Consider the following 18,353-nt stretch of genomic DNA (forward strand, 5'->3'; position numbering starts at 1 on the left):
GAAGGCTGTCCAAAAAGTTATTTTGGAACAGCCTTCTTTTTTATTTTGTTGAATTGTTAACATGTTACAAGTTAAACCCACTGTTAACAAGTTTCCTTGCAACTAGGAAACCAAGCGTCTTTCAATAATATAGCCAACGTTTCAATTTTATTTTCCGGAATACTACCAAAGCCGAGTAATACGTATGATTCCTTACGTAAATCATTCACGAAATCATATGGAGAAAGTGGGTATAATTTAACGCTTTGTTTTTTAGCGGATTCAATCAGTTCATTTTCATTCATACTGTTATTTACACATAAAACAATATGAAGTCCGGACTGTTCGCCAAGAATTTGAACATTAGCCCCCATTTCTTTCGTAATGGATTTTACTAACGTATGATGTTTTCTTTTATATAGTGTACGACTCCGATTAAGGTGACGTTCCCAATTCCCGTTTCGTATAAAGTTAGCAAAAGCAAGTTGTTGTATTGTAGCGACTGTTTGTTTGAAAATTCCATGCAGTTCTTGGTATATCTTTAAAAGGTGTGGTGGTAAAACAACATATCCCATTCGTAAAGAAGGTAAAAAAGATTTTGAGAAAGTTCCCATATAAATAACGCGTTCATTTGAATCAAGACTTTGTAAAGAAGGAATCGGCTTACCAGCGTAGCGAAACTCTCCGTCATAGTCATCTTCAATAATGTATCCATTGCAATCATTAGCCCACTTTAACAATTCTAATCTTCTAGATAAAGGCATAATAATCCCGAGTGGAAATTGGTGTGATGGTGTAACGTATGCGACATTGGAATTTGTATTGTATAAACTAGAAATATCAATCCCTTTTTCATCCAATGGTATGGGATGAATTTGTCTATCACAGCTTTTAATAATTGCGTGTATACGGTGAAATCCAGGGTTTTCAATGCCGTATTCTTTTGTAGGGCCAAGCAGTTGAAGCAGTAGCCAGAGAAGTGGCTGTGTTCCGGCGCCGATCACAATTTGATCAGGTGAAGAATGTACACCGCGAGAATGATATAAATATATTGATATATGCTCTCGAAGAGCGAATTCACCTTGAGGATCTTCTTTGGCAAATAGTGCATTTTCGTATGTAAGTATGGATTCTTGTAATGCTCGTTTCCAATTTGTAATCGGAAATGCATTTTGATCAATAAGCCCTTGGCTACAATCATATTCAAATTTTTCTTCTATCAAATTGTTCGTCTTCTTTGCTGCATTTCGTTTTTTATTTGGGATAATGTCAATATCGAAATTTGCTACAAAAATACCACGTTTCGGTTTACTTTCTGCATAACCTTCAGCTAATAACTGTTGATAAGCTGATTCAACAGTAATGCGGCTAATATTAAGTTGTGATGCTAAATTTCTGTGTGAGGGTAGACGTGTGCCAACAGAAATAGTCCCTTGTATAATTTCAGCTTTTATATATTCGTAAATTTGCAAGTAAATAGGTGTGTTACTTTGTAATTGCAATGGGATAGTAAAACCCATATAAAACTCTCCTTTAAAACTGGCCTTATAAAAAACACTTAAACTGCCACTTAAGTAAAGGGCAGTTGCTTTCTATAATAATGATATAACATTTAGAAAATTATTTAAATAGTTAAGGGAGAGTTAAAAATGAATGTTAAAGAAGTAGTAACAGAAGAGCAATTACATGACGTATTACCTGTTTTACAGCAATTAAGAACGAAACTTTCAAAAGAGGAAACAAGCTCTTTATTTCGAAATATGAAAGAAGAAAATTATAAACTATTTTCGCTGCGTAATGAGGATGATGAAGTTGTTAGCCTTGCAGGTGTAGCAATTTGTACGAACTTTTATAATAAGAAACACGTTTTCGTATATGACCTTGTAACAGCAGAAGCACATCGTTCAAAAAGACATGGGAAAGTATTACTTTCGTATATAGAGAACTGGGGAAAGGAAAACGAATGTGAGTCTATCGTCCTCACGTCAGCATTTTCAAGAATTGATGCTCATCGTTTTTATGAAAGAGAAGGGTATGATAAGGTGAGTTATTCTTTTCATAAAGAATTATAAAAAATAAGAAGAAGTTGTCCCGCAAAAGTTGGGAACAGCTTCTTCTTATTTTTTAAGTTATTATTAAACCGTAAATAGGTTGTAAGTTATGGTATATGTATTTGAAAAGGTTATATAGTGTATTTTGTCGAATTGTTTTAATTTAATAAAGAGAATGATTGGAGCGCTTATACTTGAAAAAAATAAAGAAACTATCAATCCCTAATGATGCTAGAGTTATCGTCATATCTGATATTCATGGAGAATTAAATCTTTTAAAAGAAGCACTACATAAAGTTAACTTTAAAGATGAAGATTATTTAATTATTAATGGAGATCTTTGCGAGAAAGGACGAGATAGCGTAGGCGTAGTAAACTACGTTATGAATCTTGTAAAGAACAATTCAAAGGTTCACGTTGTTGAAGGGAATTGTGAAGTTTTAGTTGATGCTCTTCTAAATGAAAATCCTGATCTTATTAATTATTTATGTATGAGAAAGCACTCGATTTTTAATGAATGGCTAGAGCGATTAGGTTTTTCAGTTCATGAGGGCACTTCAATTCGTGAAGTGAAAGAAGCATTGTTAAGTGAATTTTCACAAGAACTATATTGGCTAACAGAGTTGCCAACAGCGATTGAAACAGAAGATTATATTTTTGTGCATGCCGGTCTAGAAGATAGAGTAGATTGGAAAGAAACAGAGCGCAAAAATGCGATAGCAATGCCACAGTTTTTTAATAAATCACATAAAGCAAATAAGTATGTAATAGTTGGTCATTGGCCTGTCGTAAACTATTCTGAAGAAGCACCGTCTAACAATCCAGTTATTGATAAGGAGAAAAAAATTATTGCAATTGATGGAGGAAATGCAATTAAAGAAGCAGGGCAATTAAACGTATTTATTATTCAGAGGAAACAAACCGGCGATACGTTTTCTTATACATATGTAGACTATTTTCCAGAGTACGAAGTAATAGCGGATTTTAATGCGAATTCAGAAATGCAGGGCGGAGTGACATATCCGTATTATTACATAGAGCCTATCGAGAAGATGCAAGATTACACCGTATGTAAACAAAAGGAAACGAATAATTTACTCACTGTAAAAAATGAATATATGAAACAACTTGAGTCAGGTGAATATACAGTGAAAACCGATATTTCTTGTGCGCAAATAAGCGTTAGGAAGGGAGATATCGTTTCTCTCATTGATGATAGCTGTTCAGGATATGATTTAATTAAAAAAGATGGCGTAGAGGGTTGGATAGGGAAAGGGATTTTAGTTGAGATAGAAAAAGTGAAAAATAAAACATTAAGCTGAAATAGGAGGGGTATAACCTCCTATTTTTTTAAAGGAGTAGATTGCTTGCTGTCTTTAATAAGTAAATAAATCGTACTCGGCAGAATGATAAGCGTCATTCCTAAAAGAATTGCTAGTATAGCATAACCTCTATAGGGAGCAGAAACGATAAAAGGAAGTATCGCTAAAAAAATACCTGCTATCATCATTGAAATACTACTAATATTTGAAGCTCTTTTTTCAAGGTACTTATCATTCCATTCTAATGAAACGGTTGATTTAGTCGTATCAATTTTGGAACTGAAATAACCTATTAATATAAATAAAAGCCCTAATGCTAAAAATATGAAAAGATCAAGAGGAAGTGAAAAGCCAAGAGCGATGAGGGCGATGACAATATCGACAAAAAATAAGAATAGTAACATTGTGTTGCCGATCCAATGGAGAAATTTCTGGTTACTCGCTACTTTAGATAAAGCTAAAAATACAAAGAATAAGAAGGAACATATAATTATATTTACGATTACAAAAGTGCTTTTATCCATTGTTGATGTAGGCGTTCCATTAAAGTCCCATTTCGTAACAATACTTAATGGTAAGAAGAAATAGAGAATAATATTTGTCATAATAATAGTAAGAAATAAAGCAATACTAAATCGATTCTTCACTGAATCACCAGCTTTCTAAATCAATAATTGGTATCTAATAACAAAATTATACAATATAATATATGATATTAGTTTTGATTTTTCTGAAAAAATATTATAATTATATATGAAATAAAGAGGAATGCAGGAGGGAATTATGCAAAACGTTGTATTAAAGGGGAAGAAAGTTACAATTCGTACAATAGAAGAATCAGATATAAAAACATTATGGAATATCATATTTAAAGAAGAAAGCCCAGAATGGAAGAAATGGGATGCGCCATATTTCCCGTTCTCAATGCAAGAATACTCTTCCTATAAAGAGAAGATGCAAACTCGTTTGCAAGAAGAACCACTGTCAAATTTAATTATAGAAAATAACGGTCAAATCATTGGGACAGTCGGGTTTTATTGGGAATATAAACCGACGCGTTGGTTAGAGATGGGGCTTGTGATTTATGACCCAACATACTGGAATGGTGGATACGGTACAGAAGCATTGACATTATATAGAGATTTGCTATTTGAAAAAATGGAGATTGGTAGAGTAGGAATCACGACTTGGTCTGGCAATGAACGAATGATGAAAGTAGCGGAGAAAATAGGAATGAGCTTAGAAGGTAGAATGCGAAAGTGTCGTTATTATAACGGAACATACTACGATTCTATTCGAATGGGCATGATTCGTGAAGAATGGGAAGCGCTATGTGTAACGAAGGGGTGAGAAAGATTGTACGCTATTATTGCTACATTTGATCGTGTGTTTACTCATAAAATTACAGAAATGCAAAATGAATTAACAAATGTAATTGGAACAAATCAACTAGCTGGAGTAGAACCTCATATTACGTTAGCTGATTATAATGAGTTAGATGTTCATTTGTATACGGAGAAACTAGAGGAGTTTATAGCTATTCAAGAAAATATGGATGCAGTAACTTTTCCTTCTGTTGGAATTTTTCCTACTAATGGAACGGTCTTTCTAGCACCGACTGTTATCGATGAATTGTTAAAACTTCATCATTCTTATCATGATTATTTTAAAACTTTTCATGACAACCCAAATTCATATTACGTACCGGGAAAATGGGTTCCGCATTGTACAATTGCAAATAGATTACATACAAAGCAGTTTTTAAGTGTAATGGAATATATTTATGGGAAATTTGATTTTGCAACAGCTTCAATTGAGAAATTAAAATTAATTAAGGTGAATTATGAAAATGGTTCTGCCATTTCTTCTAGTATATTAGCAGAATATAATTTAAAGAGAATGGAGACATCGAGATGACATATATAATTAGAGAAATGAAGCAAGAAGATATTCATGCTGTACAATCAGTAGCAAAAATAGCTTGGCATGATACATATGAAGGCATTATTCCGAGAGAAATTCAAGATAGTTTTTTAGACGAGGCATATTCTGATGAAAAAATGAAATATCGTCTTAAAAATACACATTTATTCGTTGCGGAAGAAGAGGGTGAAGTAATAGGGTTTGCGAACTTTTCACCTGTTAGACTACAAAACGAAGCGGAATTAGGTGCGATTTATTTGTTACCAGATCAGCAAGGAAAAGGGATCGGAAGTGCTTTATTACAAAGAGGGATTAAGGAATTAAATGGGATACGTAAATTGTACATACATGTAGAAGCAGCAAATGAAAAAGGAAAACGCTTTTATGAAGCGAAAGGTTTTGCTGAATTAGAGCAATTTGAAGAAGACTTTGAAGGACATATGATGCAGACAGTAAGGATGGTTTTATACGTATAAGGAGGACTAGCAATGAAAATTTTTGATTTTAGTGAAAAAGTAGGAAAGCACATATCAGTATTTCAATCTAATTTCATAATGTCGAAAATAGTAAACCATCAAGGAAATGTACATATCGGTGCTATGCATTTACACGAGAATGGAATCATCGGTAATCATGAAGCAGTTGTATCTCAACTGCTTCTTATTGTGGACGGAGCAGGATATGTATGTGGGGCAAATAAAAAAAAGATAAAGGTAGAGGCGGGACAAGCTGTGTTTTGGGAGAAGGGAGAGCTCCATGAAACAAGTACAGAACAAGGATTAACGGCAATTGTTATGGAAGCGGAGAATCTTGAACAAGGGATAGTAATGCCTATTATTCAAGGGGAGTTGTGAAAAATGATAATTAAGGCGAATCAAGAAGATACCAATGAAATATTAAAATATGCGGCGCAATCGCTTTTTGAAGGGACGAGAGGGAATTGTCAATTAAGTACCGAGAAAGCGATTGAAATTACAAAGCCGATTGTAGAAAAAGGAGCATATTATTTAATCGTTAAAGAAGCAAATAAAGTAATGGGATGGATATTAATAGGGGAAAATACAGACTATTTTTCTCGTGAAAAACTTGGATTTATATATGAATTGTACGTTTTCCCAGAATATCGCGGGAGAGGATTATCGCGAGAACTGATGGAAGCTGGTATTAAGGAATTACAGGAGAAATATTCAGAAATTAGGCTGAATGTATTTACTGGGAATTTTGCAAAAGAGATGTACGAAGAGTTTGGGTTTGTTGAAAGGCAGGTAATTATGACTTTGAAGTGAGTATTATAGTCTGAATGGGAGAAAATAATGATTTAGTGGCTACTTTCTCGCTGGGATTTAAAGTGAATAAGTCCCTATAAATATATAAAATAGATGGTTTGCCTTTATTTTATAGTAGATTTCTAGAGTGTGCTTAAAAAAACAAATTAGTATTATACAATATATCGTTATTATAGTAAAAGAGAAATTTTGGAAAAATATCATTTTTTTGTTTAGAAATTTTTAAATTATTGATATAATCAATTTGTAGAATTGATTATTGGTTAATTTTACTATTTTTTAATTTTAAGGGGGATTTAATAATGGCAGGACAAATTCGTATGTCACCAGAGGAGCTTAAATCGAAAGCGACTCGATATGGACAAGGTGCAAATCAAATTGAGGACATTTTACGTCAACTACAAAACTTACAAAATGAATTAAGAGGAGAATGGGAAGGTCGTGCTTTCGAAGGTTTTGACCAACAGTTCAATCAATTAAAGCCAAAAGTACAAAACTTCGCACAGCTATTACAAGAAATTAATATGCAGCTTAATAAAACTGCAGAAGCTGTTGCTAGACATGACGAAGATCTTTCTCGTAATTTCGGTCTACAATAAGACAGATAAAAAGAAATATATAATTTAGCCATGCAACCATACGTTGTATGGCTAAATTACTTTAAAACTAGAGTAAGATACGAAGTCTTTCATTAGATAGACTCGCAGTCGCAGGAGTGATAAGTAGTGAAAAAGTTCAAATGGAGCATCTTGTTGTTTATTATTTTAGCTCTTGTACTATCAACAGGGGTCTCCTATTTAGCATTAAATCAAAATGTTAAGAAAGCTAATGAGAATACTACACCAAAAATGACAGTTGCGTTGGTAAATGAAGATCAGGGCACTGTATTTGAGGGCAATAAAATAGCGTTTGGAGATCAATTTGTTAAAAATGTAAATAAAAATACGAAACAAGAATGGTACGTAGTTAGTCGCGGGGTAGCAGAAAATGGATTGAAAAATAATAATTACAATATGATGATTGTTATTCCAAATGATTTTTCTAGGAAAGCAGTTGCGATTGATTCAGAGATTCCGGAGAAATTAACTTTAAACTACAAAGTAAATGCAACTGGGAATAAGGATTTGAAAGCTGAGGCAGAAAATACAGCTTCTGTTATTTTAGAAGATTTCAATAAGCAAATAATCGACGTTTATTTTGCGAGTATTATCGGTAAGCTACAAGGTGCACAAGATAATATAGGTAAAATAATTGAAAAAGGAAACGTTCAAACAACTATGTATAAAAAAGATATACATAGTCCGTTAGCAAATTACACAAATCAATTTAAAACAGTACAAGATTATACAGGTGTTTCTGTTAATAGTTTCAAAGGATTTCAGGATGTTTTAAAAGGTTTCGGTCAAGCGTTAGATGAAGGGAATAAATCAAACAGTACGTACTTAGATGGTTTTAATAACTTTCAAAAAATGCAAACTGATAACAATTTGTTAGCGAATAATTTCACAAATCAATTCAATCAATATATGAATGATATGAATACAGGCGATGCTTTAAAGCAATTAAGTGCATTGGAATCCGCTAATAAAATTATTTCAAATCAATTTACGTTTTCAGAGAAAGAACCGAATATTTTAACTGATGCTGCAGCGATTCAAAAATATTTAGCAGATGTAAAAAAACAAGTGTCTGAATATGATACAGAACTTGCAGGGAAGTTAGAAAGTGATATTCAAGAGACGGTAATTAAGAAGTTAAAGCAATCAATGTCGAATGATGGAAAGCAAGAAATCTTTATAAATACATTAATGAAACAACCAGATGTTCGAATAAAGAAACAAATCGAGAATTTAATTGCGAAATTACCTAGTTTAAACATGGAAGAAATCGGTCAAAGTGATTTACCAGATGCGACGAAATTACAACTGCAAAATGTAATTCAATTTACAAAAAAATATAATCAAGAAAATAATTTTTATTATGATCCTGTAAATAAAATATCTTTAGGAAACGCAATTAAAGAAGTAAAGGATAGACTTTATACAGAGGGAATTACATTTAGTGATACTGCGAAAGTAATTAAAATGGAATCTGCACAAACTTTGAAGATAAGTATTCCGGAAGAGTTTGAACTATATGGAAGTACAGAAGCTTTGAAGATTGATGATGTGGATTACACAAGTATGTTTCTGGAGAAAAACGGAGAAATCACTATACCTCCTCGTAATGAAGGGGATATAAAAATTAATCTGAATGTGAAGTTAAAAGATCCAAACATCAATATAGATGTTTTCTCTCCTGTAATGTGGCAGTGGGAATTGAGTGGGACTCATAAACCTGAAAAAGAAAAACCTAACAAAGAAGATAAAGGAACACAAACGGAAAATAGCAAGGTGGAAAATGTGGTTCATAAGTCACAGTATGGCATAATGCCGTTAGTACACAATGCTAAAACGCCTATTATCAAAAAAATGGAAAACACAACAGGCAATAATGAAGGAAGCCAAGGAGGCGGAACAGGGAAAGATAACGGAACTGGAGGAAACCCAGGAGGCGGAACGGGAACAGATAACGGAACTGGAGGAAACCCAGGAGGCGGAACGGGAACAGACAACGGAACCGGAGGAAACCCAGGAGGCGGAACGGGAACAGACAACGGAACCGGAGGAAACCCAGGAGGCGGAACGGGAACAGATAACGGAACTGGAGGAAACCCAGGAGGCGGAACGGGAACAGACAACGGAACTGGAGGAAACCCAGGAGGCGGAACGGGAACAGACAACGGAACTGGAGGAAACCCAGGAGGCGGAACGGGAACAGACAACGGAACTGGAGGAAACCCAGGAGGCGGAACGGGAACAGACAACGGAACTGGAGGAAACCCAGGAGGCGGAACGGGAACAGACAATGGAACTGGAGGAAACCCAGGAGGCGGAACGGGAACAGACAATGGAACCGGAGGAAATCCAGGAGGCGAAACGGGAACAGATAACGGTAAAGTTACTGAAAGTACAACGAATCAAGTAGTACATCAAAAAGCAGAAGTATTAACAAAAAATATATCTAGTGTATTAATAAAAGAAGCAGTAGATACAGTCGAAAGTTATCAAGGTTTAATGAGCCTTTACGAAATGTATTATGGGATTGATTTAAGAACGAAAGATGTAGGTCCTAAGTTAGAAGAGGGAAGTTTAGATGCAATTGCGACGGACCAATCTTTGTACTACGTATTAAATAAACAAAGCTTAATTGATTTAATTTCAAATCTTGTTTCATCAAGTATTACTACAGAAATAAAGCAAGATATGTCAGGTTTAAAACAAAAAATAAACTCTTATCAACAATCTATTACTAGTGCGGATCAAAATTCTATGCTACTAGCGGAGAAATTAAATGGAACGACGCAACAAGCAACTAGTATGAATGAAAATTTAGGAGAGTATGTAAAAGGTTTAGCGAAATGGCGTGAGAATAGCTTAAAACTAGTTGAAGAGCAGCAAGTATTAACAACAAATCATGCTGGTGAGCAAACAGCTGTTTTATCGTTAGATTCTGGTATTAAATCATTAATGATGCAAAGTCAGTCATTGGTCGAAAGTTCGAAACATAGTTTAGCAACTTCAGACGATGTATATAAAACATTTGATCAAATTAATGGACAAGCAAAAGAAATTCAAGACAGCGGAACGACAATTGTTTCAAAAGCTGATTTATTATTAAACGACTTTACGAAGAAAATGGAAGATGATAAATCATTCTCCAAAAACTTTACGAAAATTTTAGCGAATAGTCGTATTGGAGATCGTCAAAATGAAATGCTATATGACTTTTTAGCTAGTCCAGTTCAAAAGCAAAATGATGGAGTAATTGTAGCAGGTAATGCTTTTACACCTTACTTAATTGTATTAACTTGTTTCATTGTTGCATTATTTACAGCATACGCAATTGCGAATCAAGAAAAGAAACGAATGCAATCAGATCATTTTGAAGAGAAATTCTCATTAATTGATATGAATGTACCAACTACAGTAGTAGCTTTCGGTATATCAATTGTGGAAGGGATTAGTATAGGTATCATTTCTGGGCGTCTTTTAAAGTTCGGTCAGGATCAAAGTTTACTATGGATTGCGTTCATCACATTTATTATGATGGCGTTTGTATTGGTCTCAACCTACTTATTACGACAAATAAAAATGGTAGGTATGTTTATACTATTAGTATTTTTAAGCATGTACCTATTTTTAACTGAGGCAGTTGGAAGTAAAGTAGATCAAATGTCCTCTGTCGGAAAGATACGTCAATTCTCACCGCTTCAGTATATAGAAAGTTTTCTAAATGATTTTATTAGTGGTAAAGATACTGGGAAAGTTATTTTTGTCGTATTGTTTGTAATTGCCATTATTGGATTGGTTAGTAATCTATTTGTATGGCATAAGAAATGGGAGGAAAAAGAAGTAAATGATCAAACAATGGAGCATAGTGGCTAAGTTATCATTTCTCTCTATCCTTTTACTGTTTGTCGCGCTACCGATAAGGAGCGCGGCTGACAGTTATCTTGGTGATGATGGGAAGATTAAGTTTAAAGTGGATCGACTTGAAGAAAGCGACCAAGAAAAAAATAAAAAGGAACATAAAGAAACAGAATTAGATAAAGCATCGATTGAGTTATTTAACAAAGATATAGAGGAAGAAATTGAGAAAAAGAAAAAGAAAGAACAAAAAGATATGGAAGCTTTGCGAGATTCTCTTTTTACAAAACCAAAAGAGAATAATAGTGTTAAAGATACGAAAAATAGTTTATTTAGCAGTGAATACATTGTCAGAAAAAGTGCAGATGAAGTAGCGAGTAATGAAACAATGAATGAAGAGCCAATTAGTATAACAATAATATTATTATTTGGCGGCGGCATTCTACTTATTTGCATCGGTATTTATACGGTTCTTCGTAAAAGTTGGAGGTAAAGCGATGGCAATACAAACACATATCAATGTGACAGTAGATTTTAGTAAATGGAATGGAAATACATATGATTTGCGTATTCCGAATCATCAATCTATTAAATATTTATTAAAAAACTTATTAGATACGCTAAAGATTGATAATCATGAAGGTTCACATTTTGTAATTAAAGTGAAAAATAAGTCAATTGTTTTAACAGATAATGATCGTTTAATTGATCACCAAATAACAGATGGAGATATTTTGCAAGTTTTATAAAGAATATTTTTTACTTTTAGTTATTTGAAAATAAGTTATTACGGGTTATAAAGAAAAGGAGAAGAGGATAAACATGACGGAAAAAATAATTCAAATTGATGCAATGAACTATCAATTTCAAATTGAAAAAGAAAATTGGAAATTGGAGATGACCAAATCTCAAACACGTATAAAAGACTTCCGTCAATTCGATATAATTACGGGTGTATCATCTGAATTTGTACCATTAACAATAGAAGAAACGGATGATATGTTTGCGTTTCTATATCAAGTAGATAAAAAATTATATAAGTGGGACGATCTTAGCCGTTTTGGAAGAAATGAGAAATTAAGACTACTTCGGAATGTTGCGCAGTTTCGTAAATATTTAAATAAACGAATCACGTTCTTTTTACATCCAGACAATATAGTTTTTAATGCTAATTTAATACCAAGTATTATACATAGAGGAATTCGAGATATTGTTCCGCCAACCCCGTTATTAGAAGAGCAATTTTTAACACAATATAAGTGTCTAATTATTGCTTTATTCTCCCAAAAACATAACTTTGATGATTTGTATGCTGGGTTACTAAAAGATGCAAAAGAAACAACATTTGAACAGACCGTTGCTCAAATGGAAAGCTTAGATGCATTACTGCAGTTTCTTGATGACAGCTTTGAGAAGGAACAAACAAAAACAGAAAAAAATATGCAGTTAGTACCTAAAAAAAGCTATAAATCATTTAAATACTTAGCTTTTTCCTTCATAGCGGCGACAGTTATTTTAGCTGCTCCTTTAATATATTTCACTTTTATAAAATTTCCTTATCAAAATAAATTGTTAGAAGCAAATGCAAGTTTCATAGCAACTGATTATGACAAAGTCATTACGCAATTGAATGAGGAGGAGTTTGAATCATTACCGATTGCATCTAAATATGAGTTAGCATTTGCATACATTACATCTGAAAAATTAGGTGAAGCTCAAAAGAAATCGATTATGAAAAACATTAGTTTGAAAAGTGATGAAAAGTATTTGCTGTATTGGATGTATAACGGAAAAGGTAATTTTGATAAATCATTAGATTTAGCTAAGACACTTGATGATCCTCAGCTTATTATGTACGGCCTTGTTAAACAAATTGAATCACTGAAAAATAATCCAGATTTATCAGGGGAAGAACGTGATCAAAAGTTAAAAACATATGAGCAACAATTAGATGAATATAAAAAGAAATATGGCAATTCATCAAGCGATAAAAATTTGTCGGACACGGAGAAAAAAGAGTAAGCACTTGATGAGACAGTTGAAAAGGAGCAGTGAACACGGATGGAGCAACTATTAGTATTGACTTATGGAGACAAAATATATAAGTGCACATTACATCCAAATGAGCAATCAATAGTGTCGATTGGAAAAGAGTGGACAAATGATATTACGAATCCAAGTTTAGAACAAGAAGTAGAGTTAAAGTGGAATAATGAAGTAAATGCTTGGATGGTACAGGAGCAGTTAATAGAATTTAATAAGGAAATTGAGATTGGGAAAACAAGAGATGTGAGCTTGAAAATCTTTATATCTATTGTTGGCACAACTAAAGTGTTTGATATTGGAACGAAACATTCTCTTACAGTGAGTCAAAACGATTACGATGATATTTCTATTACTGGGACTAGTGTCGATTTAATGCTATCTCGCGAAACGTTGTACGATTCTTTTAAAGTGAACGTGTATGGCGGGGATGTATTTCATAATTATACGAAGTTAAAAGATAGCGTTATGTTGGAATCAGGAGACGTATTATATTTTGATGGTATTTTATTGGAGATTGGTAGTGAAGACATTCAAGTACTTTCTTCAGAAGATAAAGTGAAATCTGAGTTACCTATTTTAGTAGAATCAGAAACGAATTATCAAAGTGGTTATCCAGACTATCATCGTTCACCACGTATTATTTACCGTGAACCAGAAGAGAAAATGACAATTGCAAAGCCTTCAAGTATGCCATCAAAACCAACGGAGCATTTAGCAAGAATCATTGCACCTTCACTTGTCATGATTGTCGTAACTGTATTACTTGCTATTTTCATGAAATATGGAATGTTTATTATCGCATCGATTGCGATGACATTAGTAACAATCATTGTTTCTGTCACATCGTATATTAAAAATTTGAAGCAATATAAAGTCGACATTGTTGAACGAGATAAAAGCTATAGAGAGTATATAAAACAAAAAACGAAAGATTTACATGCAGAAAGTGAAAAACAGCGTCACGCATTACATTATCACAATCCAAATGTAGAAGTAATACGTAATATGGCAGTTCAAGTAAATCCTCGAATTTATGAAAAAACAATGTTACATCATGATTTCTTAACATTTAGCGTTGGAACAGGACAAGCTAATACGAGTTTTGAAATTCAATTTAATGAAGAAGAATTTAGTCAAACGAAAGATGAATTAATTGATATAGCACGTGAACTAAGACAGCGTTATCTATCATTGGAAGATGTACCAGTTGTAACAGATTTAATGAATGGACCAGTCGGTTATATTGGTCAACGCTCTTTAGTGTTAGAGCAATTACAATTATTAGTTGCACAAACGGCTTTATTCCATAGCTATTATGACTTGCAGTTTATTACTATTTTTCCGGAAGAGGAAAAAGAAAAATGGGATTGGATGCGCTGGTTACCTCATGGAAGTGTTCGCGATATAAATGTACGTGGATTTGTATACCATGATCGTAGCCGTGATCAAGTGTTAAATAGTTTGTATCAAATATTGAAAGAACGAAAATTAAAACTAGATGAAAAAAGTTCTACTAATGAAAAAATGTACTTTGCACCGCACTATGTCGTTCTCATTACAGATGAAAAACTAATATTAGACCATGTTGTTATGGAATTCTTTAATGATGACCCGAGTCAATTAGGTGTATCGCTTGTATTTGTACAAGATGTTATGCAAAGTTTACCGGAGCATGTGAAAACGGTAATAGATATAAGAGATGCAAAACAAGGGAACATCATCTTAGAGCAAGGAGAACTTGTTAACCGTCAATTTAAGCTAAATCATGTGCCAAAAGGATTCAATTTAGAAGATATTTCACGGGCATTAGCACCATTAAATCATTTGCAAAACTTAAAAAATAGTATTCCAGAAAGCGTAACATTTTTAGAAATGTACGGCGTTGAAAAAGTAAAAGAACTGAATATCACAAGTCGTTGGGAGAAAAATGCAGCGCATAAATCTTTAGCTGTACCACTTGGATTACGTGGGAAAGAAGATATCGTAAACTTAAACTTACACGAAAAAGCACACGGACCACACGGATTAATAGCAGGTACAACAGGTTCAGGTAAATCGGAAATTATACAATCGTATATATTATCTCTAGCAGTCAATTTCCACCCGTACGAAGTAGCCTTTTTACTAATTGACTATAAAGGCGGCGGAATGGCGAATTTATTCAAAAACTTACCGCATTTATTAGGAACAATTACGAACTTAGATGGAGCGCAAAGTATGAGAGCGCTCGCATCAATTAAAGCTGAATTACAGAAAAGACAACGATTATTTGGTGAAAATGATGTAAACCATATTAATCAGTATCAAAAACTGTATAAAGAAGACTTAGTAAGTGAGCCGATGCCGCATCTATTTTTAATTAGTGATGAATTCGCGGAACTGAAGTCAGAACAACCAGAGTTTATGAAAGAGTTAGTTTCAACAGCGCGTATCGGTCGTTCGCTCGGAATCCATTTAATATTAGCTACGCAAAAACCGAGTGGTGTTGTAGATGATCAAATTTGGAGTAACTCGAAATTCAAACTAGCATTAAAAGTTCAAAATACGTCAGATAGTAATGAAATTTTAAAAACGCCAGATGCTGCTGAAATTACATTACCAGGACGTGCTTACTTACAAGTTGGGAATAATGAAATTTATGAACTATTCCAATCAGCCTGGAGCGGAGCAGACTATGTAGAAAACAAAGAGGATAAAGAACATTTAGACGCAACAATCTATGCAATAAATGATCTAGGACAATATGAAATATTAAGTGAAGATTTAAGTGGCCTTGGTAGCAGTAAAGAAGTAATAAGCGTACCATCTGAACTGGATGCTGTTATTGACTACATTCACGATTACGCAGAAATAAATGAAATTGAAGCGTTAGCTAGACCGTGGTTACCACCACTTCCAGAAAGCGTATATTTACAAGACTTACACGCTATTCAGTTCAAAGAAGCATGGACGAAAGAAAAGAAACCATTAAAAGCAACAATTGGTCTACTAGATCAGCCTGAATTACAATCACAAACACCATTAACACTAGATATTAGTAAAGACGGACACGTAGCGGTCTTCTCAAGTCCAGGCTACGGAAAATCAACATTCTTACAATCAGTCATTATGGATGTAGCTCGTCAGCATAGTCCGGAGCATTTGCATGTGTATTTATTAGACTTCGGAACAAATGGCTTAATGCCATTAAAATCTTTACCGCATGTGGCAGACATCATTACATTAGACCAAGTTGAAAAATGCGAGAAATTTCTTCGTCGCATAGAAGACCTATTAAAAGATAGAAAGCAATTGCTAAGTAAATATGGTGTTGCGAGTCTTGAAATGTATGAGAGAGCTAGTAAAGAAGTATTACCAACAATATTAATTACGTTAGATAACTATGATGCTGTTAGAGAAGCTGGATTTGTCGAAGACTTTGAACGCATTATTGCACAAATTGTACGTGAAGGGGCAGCAGTAGGAATTCATTTAATGCTTACGGCTACACGTCAAAATGCATTGAGAGTACAAGTAAATACAAATATTAAACTACAAATTGCTCTATATATGATAGATGAGGCAGAATCTAGAGCTATTGTAGGAAGAACAGACTTAAAAATTGAAGAATTAGCAGGCCGTGGTTTAGTTAAAATTGACGAACCAACAATCTTCCAAACAGCTTTACCGACAAATGGAGAAGATGTCCTTACTCGAATTGAAAATATACAAGCTGAAGGAAAAGAGATGGATTCCTTCTGGGATGGAGAAAGACCGAAAGCAATTCCTATGGTACCTGAAGTTCTGGAATACAAGGAATTCATTGCATGGCCAGAAACAAGAAAAATTATTGAAGCAGGCAAACTAGCATTTGGTGTAGAGACAGAAAACGTTACGCCTCTCGAATTAGATTTAACGGAAGCGTCTAATATTGTTGTAGGGGGAATTAAGAAAGATGAAGTTGAAAATGTAGTTCATCAATTCCTTCAACAGTTAGCAGATAGTGGACACTTTGATCTAGGTTTAATTGATACAAGAACACGCAATTTCTCAAACTATAGAGAGAGCGCTGCTTTATATGTAGCTGAAAAAACAGGAATTGAGAAAACGATTAAACAAGTTACAAATGCTTATAAATCGAGAGAAGCGGCGTTTAAAGAAGAGCAGGAAGCATCAAGTGAAACAGTGAACCCGGCAGAATTTATTAAGAAATTTAAGCCGATTGTAATCGTAATTGCAGATGTAAATGATATTTTAAGTAATTTAGAAGATAGCGATATATATAGTTTGGCGGAATTAATAACAAATGGTGCATTTATGGGCATCCACTTCGTAATTGGATGTGATGTTGATTCAATTGACAGTCGATACGACTTAGTTTCAAAAACAATAAAAACGCAATCTCATGTTATTTTACTTAGAAAATCATCAGGCCAAATGGTCTTCGATGTATCTAATAAAGATTTAAGTAGTACAAAATTAAATCCATTTGAAGGGTATTTTGTTGAAAATCGTTTTGCTACTAGAATTAAAGTGCCAACTATTTAAGGGGGGATTTGCATGGGGATAGAGGAATTAAATAGTCAAAAATCGGGTTTATTAAGTAGTATAAGTCATCAACAAGGGCAATTGGCTGAATTACAAATGAAACTACGAAGGCTAATAACTGCTAAAGGGAAATTTGTAAATAATCTTGAAGCAATTAAACAAAATCAAGAGCAGTTTAAGTCTTTAGAAATAAACGAGAGTAGTTGGAAAGGGCAAAGAGCAACTACTTTTAAAGAAACATATGAACAACAAGTCATTTCGAATTTAGGGAAGTTTATCGGAGAACTAGGGAGAGTGCAAGAAGACATCGATCAAGCTATACGGCGGCTTGAAAGAGAAATCGCTACATGTGAGTCTAGTATTCTTTCTCTAAGTAGAAGTGTTTCAATGGTTGACGCTAGTATTCAAGTAGAAGTACAGAAGGCGGGGAAATGATAAATGGGGGAAATTAAATTAAATAAAGGGGTATTTGATGCGAAAGTAAGTGATTTGAAAAGTGGTGCTAGTGATTTAGGTAAGACTAAATTTAATGGTATGCAGTTACATCGTACAAATTTGACTAGGCTGATTCAATATTGTGAAGCAATTGAACAGTTATCTCAAAAGGTGCAGCGATACGAACAGATATTAGAAAATGACTTAAATAAAATACAACAAACTGGGGAGAAAATAGTCGAAAAAGACGAACAACTTGAAAAACAATTAAGAATGATAGATTCAAATTATCATGCAAAATAGGGAGGGAGAAAC

The 18,353-nt window shown here is 33.8% G+C and carries 17 protein-coding genes; 15 read left to right on the plus strand and 2 right to left on the minus strand.

The window, feature by feature from the left end; all coding sequences use genetic code 11:
* Window positions 1-83: 83 nt before the first annotated feature.
* Entirely contained in the window at window positions 84-1,499 is a 1,416-nt protein-coding gene (gene pdxR / locus ACX9TM_RS10745; protein WP_065382143.1) for a MocR-like pyridoxine biosynthesis transcription factor PdxR, read from the minus strand.
* Window positions 1,500-1,628: 129 nt separating this feature from the next.
* On the opposite strand from pdxR, the gene ACX9TM_RS10750 reads away from it, so the two are divergent.
* Window positions 1,629-2,051, plus strand: coding sequence for a GNAT family N-acetyltransferase (locus ACX9TM_RS10750; RefSeq protein WP_001101108.1), 423 nt, complete (start codon window positions 1,629-1,631; stop codon window positions 2,049-2,051).
* Between the two features lie 173 nt (window positions 2,052-2,224).
* Entirely contained in the window at window positions 2,225-3,352 is a 1,128-nt protein-coding gene (locus ACX9TM_RS10755; protein WP_000721379.1) for a metallophosphoesterase, read from the plus strand.
* A 20-nt stretch (window positions 3,353-3,372) separates the two neighbouring features.
* On the opposite strand, the gene ACX9TM_RS10760 is transcribed toward ACX9TM_RS10755, so the two are convergent.
* Window positions 3,373-3,999, minus strand: a complete 627-nt coding sequence (locus ACX9TM_RS10760; RefSeq protein ID WP_065382142.1) for a DUF1648 domain-containing protein — start codon at window positions 3,997-3,999, stop codon at window positions 3,373-3,375.
* A gap of 136 nt (window positions 4,000-4,135) precedes the next feature.
* Here ACX9TM_RS10760 and ACX9TM_RS10765 point away from each other — a divergent pair, with 136 nt between their 5' ends.
* The 13 genes from ACX9TM_RS10765 to ACX9TM_RS10825 all read left to right on the plus strand — a co-directional run bounded on the left by ACX9TM_RS10765 (window position 4,136) and on the right by ACX9TM_RS10825 (window position 18,341).
* Window positions 4,136-4,702, plus strand: coding sequence for a GNAT family N-acetyltransferase (locus ACX9TM_RS10765; protein ID WP_072770357.1), 567 nt, complete (start codon window positions 4,136-4,138; stop codon window positions 4,700-4,702).
* A 6-nt stretch (window positions 4,703-4,708) separates the two neighbouring features.
* On the plus strand, window positions 4,709-5,269 hold the full coding sequence (locus ACX9TM_RS10770; RefSeq protein ID WP_063220146.1) for a 2'-5' RNA ligase family protein: 561 nt from the start codon (window positions 4,709-4,711) through the stop codon (window positions 5,267-5,269).
* The gene (locus ACX9TM_RS10775; RefSeq protein ID WP_000221051.1) at window positions 5,266-5,751 is read left to right on the plus strand and encodes a GNAT family N-acetyltransferase; all 486 of its coding nucleotides are present in this window, start codon (window positions 5,266-5,268) and stop codon (window positions 5,749-5,751) included. Before ACX9TM_RS10770 ends, ACX9TM_RS10775 begins: the two co-directional genes overlap by 4 nt.
* A gap of 12 nt (window positions 5,752-5,763) precedes the next feature.
* Window positions 5,764-6,129, plus strand: a complete 366-nt coding sequence (locus tag ACX9TM_RS10780; RefSeq protein ID WP_053564670.1) for a cupin — start codon at window positions 5,764-5,766, stop codon at window positions 6,127-6,129.
* Between the two features lie 3 nt (window positions 6,130-6,132).
* Window positions 6,133-6,561 carry a GNAT family N-acetyltransferase gene (locus tag ACX9TM_RS10785; RefSeq protein WP_063220147.1) on the plus strand — a complete coding sequence of 143 codons (429 nt, stop codon included), beginning with the start codon at window positions 6,133-6,135 and terminating at the stop codon, window positions 6,559-6,561.
* A gap of 302 nt (window positions 6,562-6,863) precedes the next feature.
* Window positions 6,864-7,160 carry a WXG100 family type VII secretion target gene (locus tag ACX9TM_RS10790; protein WP_000918601.1) on the plus strand — a complete coding sequence of 99 codons (297 nt, stop codon included), beginning with the start codon at window positions 6,864-6,866 and terminating at the stop codon, window positions 7,158-7,160.
* A 126-nt stretch (window positions 7,161-7,286) separates the two neighbouring features.
* Window positions 7,287-11,048: a type VII secretion protein EsaA gene (esaA, locus tag ACX9TM_RS10795; RefSeq protein WP_077393147.1), complete on the plus strand. Its 3,762-nt coding sequence runs from the start codon at window positions 7,287-7,289 to the stop codon at window positions 11,046-11,048.
* Window positions 11,020-11,523, plus strand: a complete 504-nt coding sequence (essA, locus tag ACX9TM_RS10800) for a type VII secretion protein EssA (RefSeq protein ID WP_000595655.1) — start codon at window positions 11,020-11,022, stop codon at window positions 11,521-11,523. Before esaA ends, essA begins: the two co-directional genes overlap by 29 nt.
* A 4-nt stretch (window positions 11,524-11,527) precedes the next feature.
* Window positions 11,528-11,779 carry an EsaB/YukD family protein gene (locus ACX9TM_RS10805; RefSeq protein WP_001007571.1) on the plus strand — a complete coding sequence of 84 codons (252 nt, stop codon included), beginning with the start codon at window positions 11,528-11,530 and terminating at the stop codon, window positions 11,777-11,779.
* A 73-nt stretch (window positions 11,780-11,852) separates the two neighbouring features.
* Complete coding sequence (gene essB / locus ACX9TM_RS10810) at window positions 11,853-13,052, plus strand: type VII secretion protein EssB (protein WP_065382455.1); 1,200 nt, start codon at window positions 11,853-11,855, stop codon at window positions 13,050-13,052.
* Window positions 13,053-13,091: 39 nt separating this feature from the next.
* On the plus strand, window positions 13,092-17,603 hold the full coding sequence (gene essC / locus ACX9TM_RS10815; protein ID WP_072770255.1) for a type VII secretion protein EssC: 4,512 nt from the start codon (window positions 13,092-13,094) through the stop codon (window positions 17,601-17,603).
* A gap of 12 nt (window positions 17,604-17,615) precedes the next feature.
* Window positions 17,616-18,038: a YwqH-like family protein gene (locus tag ACX9TM_RS10820; RefSeq protein WP_000510565.1), complete on the plus strand. Its 423-nt coding sequence runs from the start codon at window positions 17,616-17,618 to the stop codon at window positions 18,036-18,038.
* Window positions 18,039-18,041: 3 nt separating this feature from the next.
* The gene (locus ACX9TM_RS10825; RefSeq protein ID WP_044307211.1) at window positions 18,042-18,341 is read left to right on the plus strand and encodes a TIGR04197 family type VII secretion effector; all 300 of its coding nucleotides are present in this window, start codon (window positions 18,042-18,044) and stop codon (window positions 18,339-18,341) included.
* The last annotated feature ends 12 nt before the right edge of the window (window positions 18,342-18,353 follow it).

Source organism: Bacillus sp. LH1, assembly GCF_057924895.1.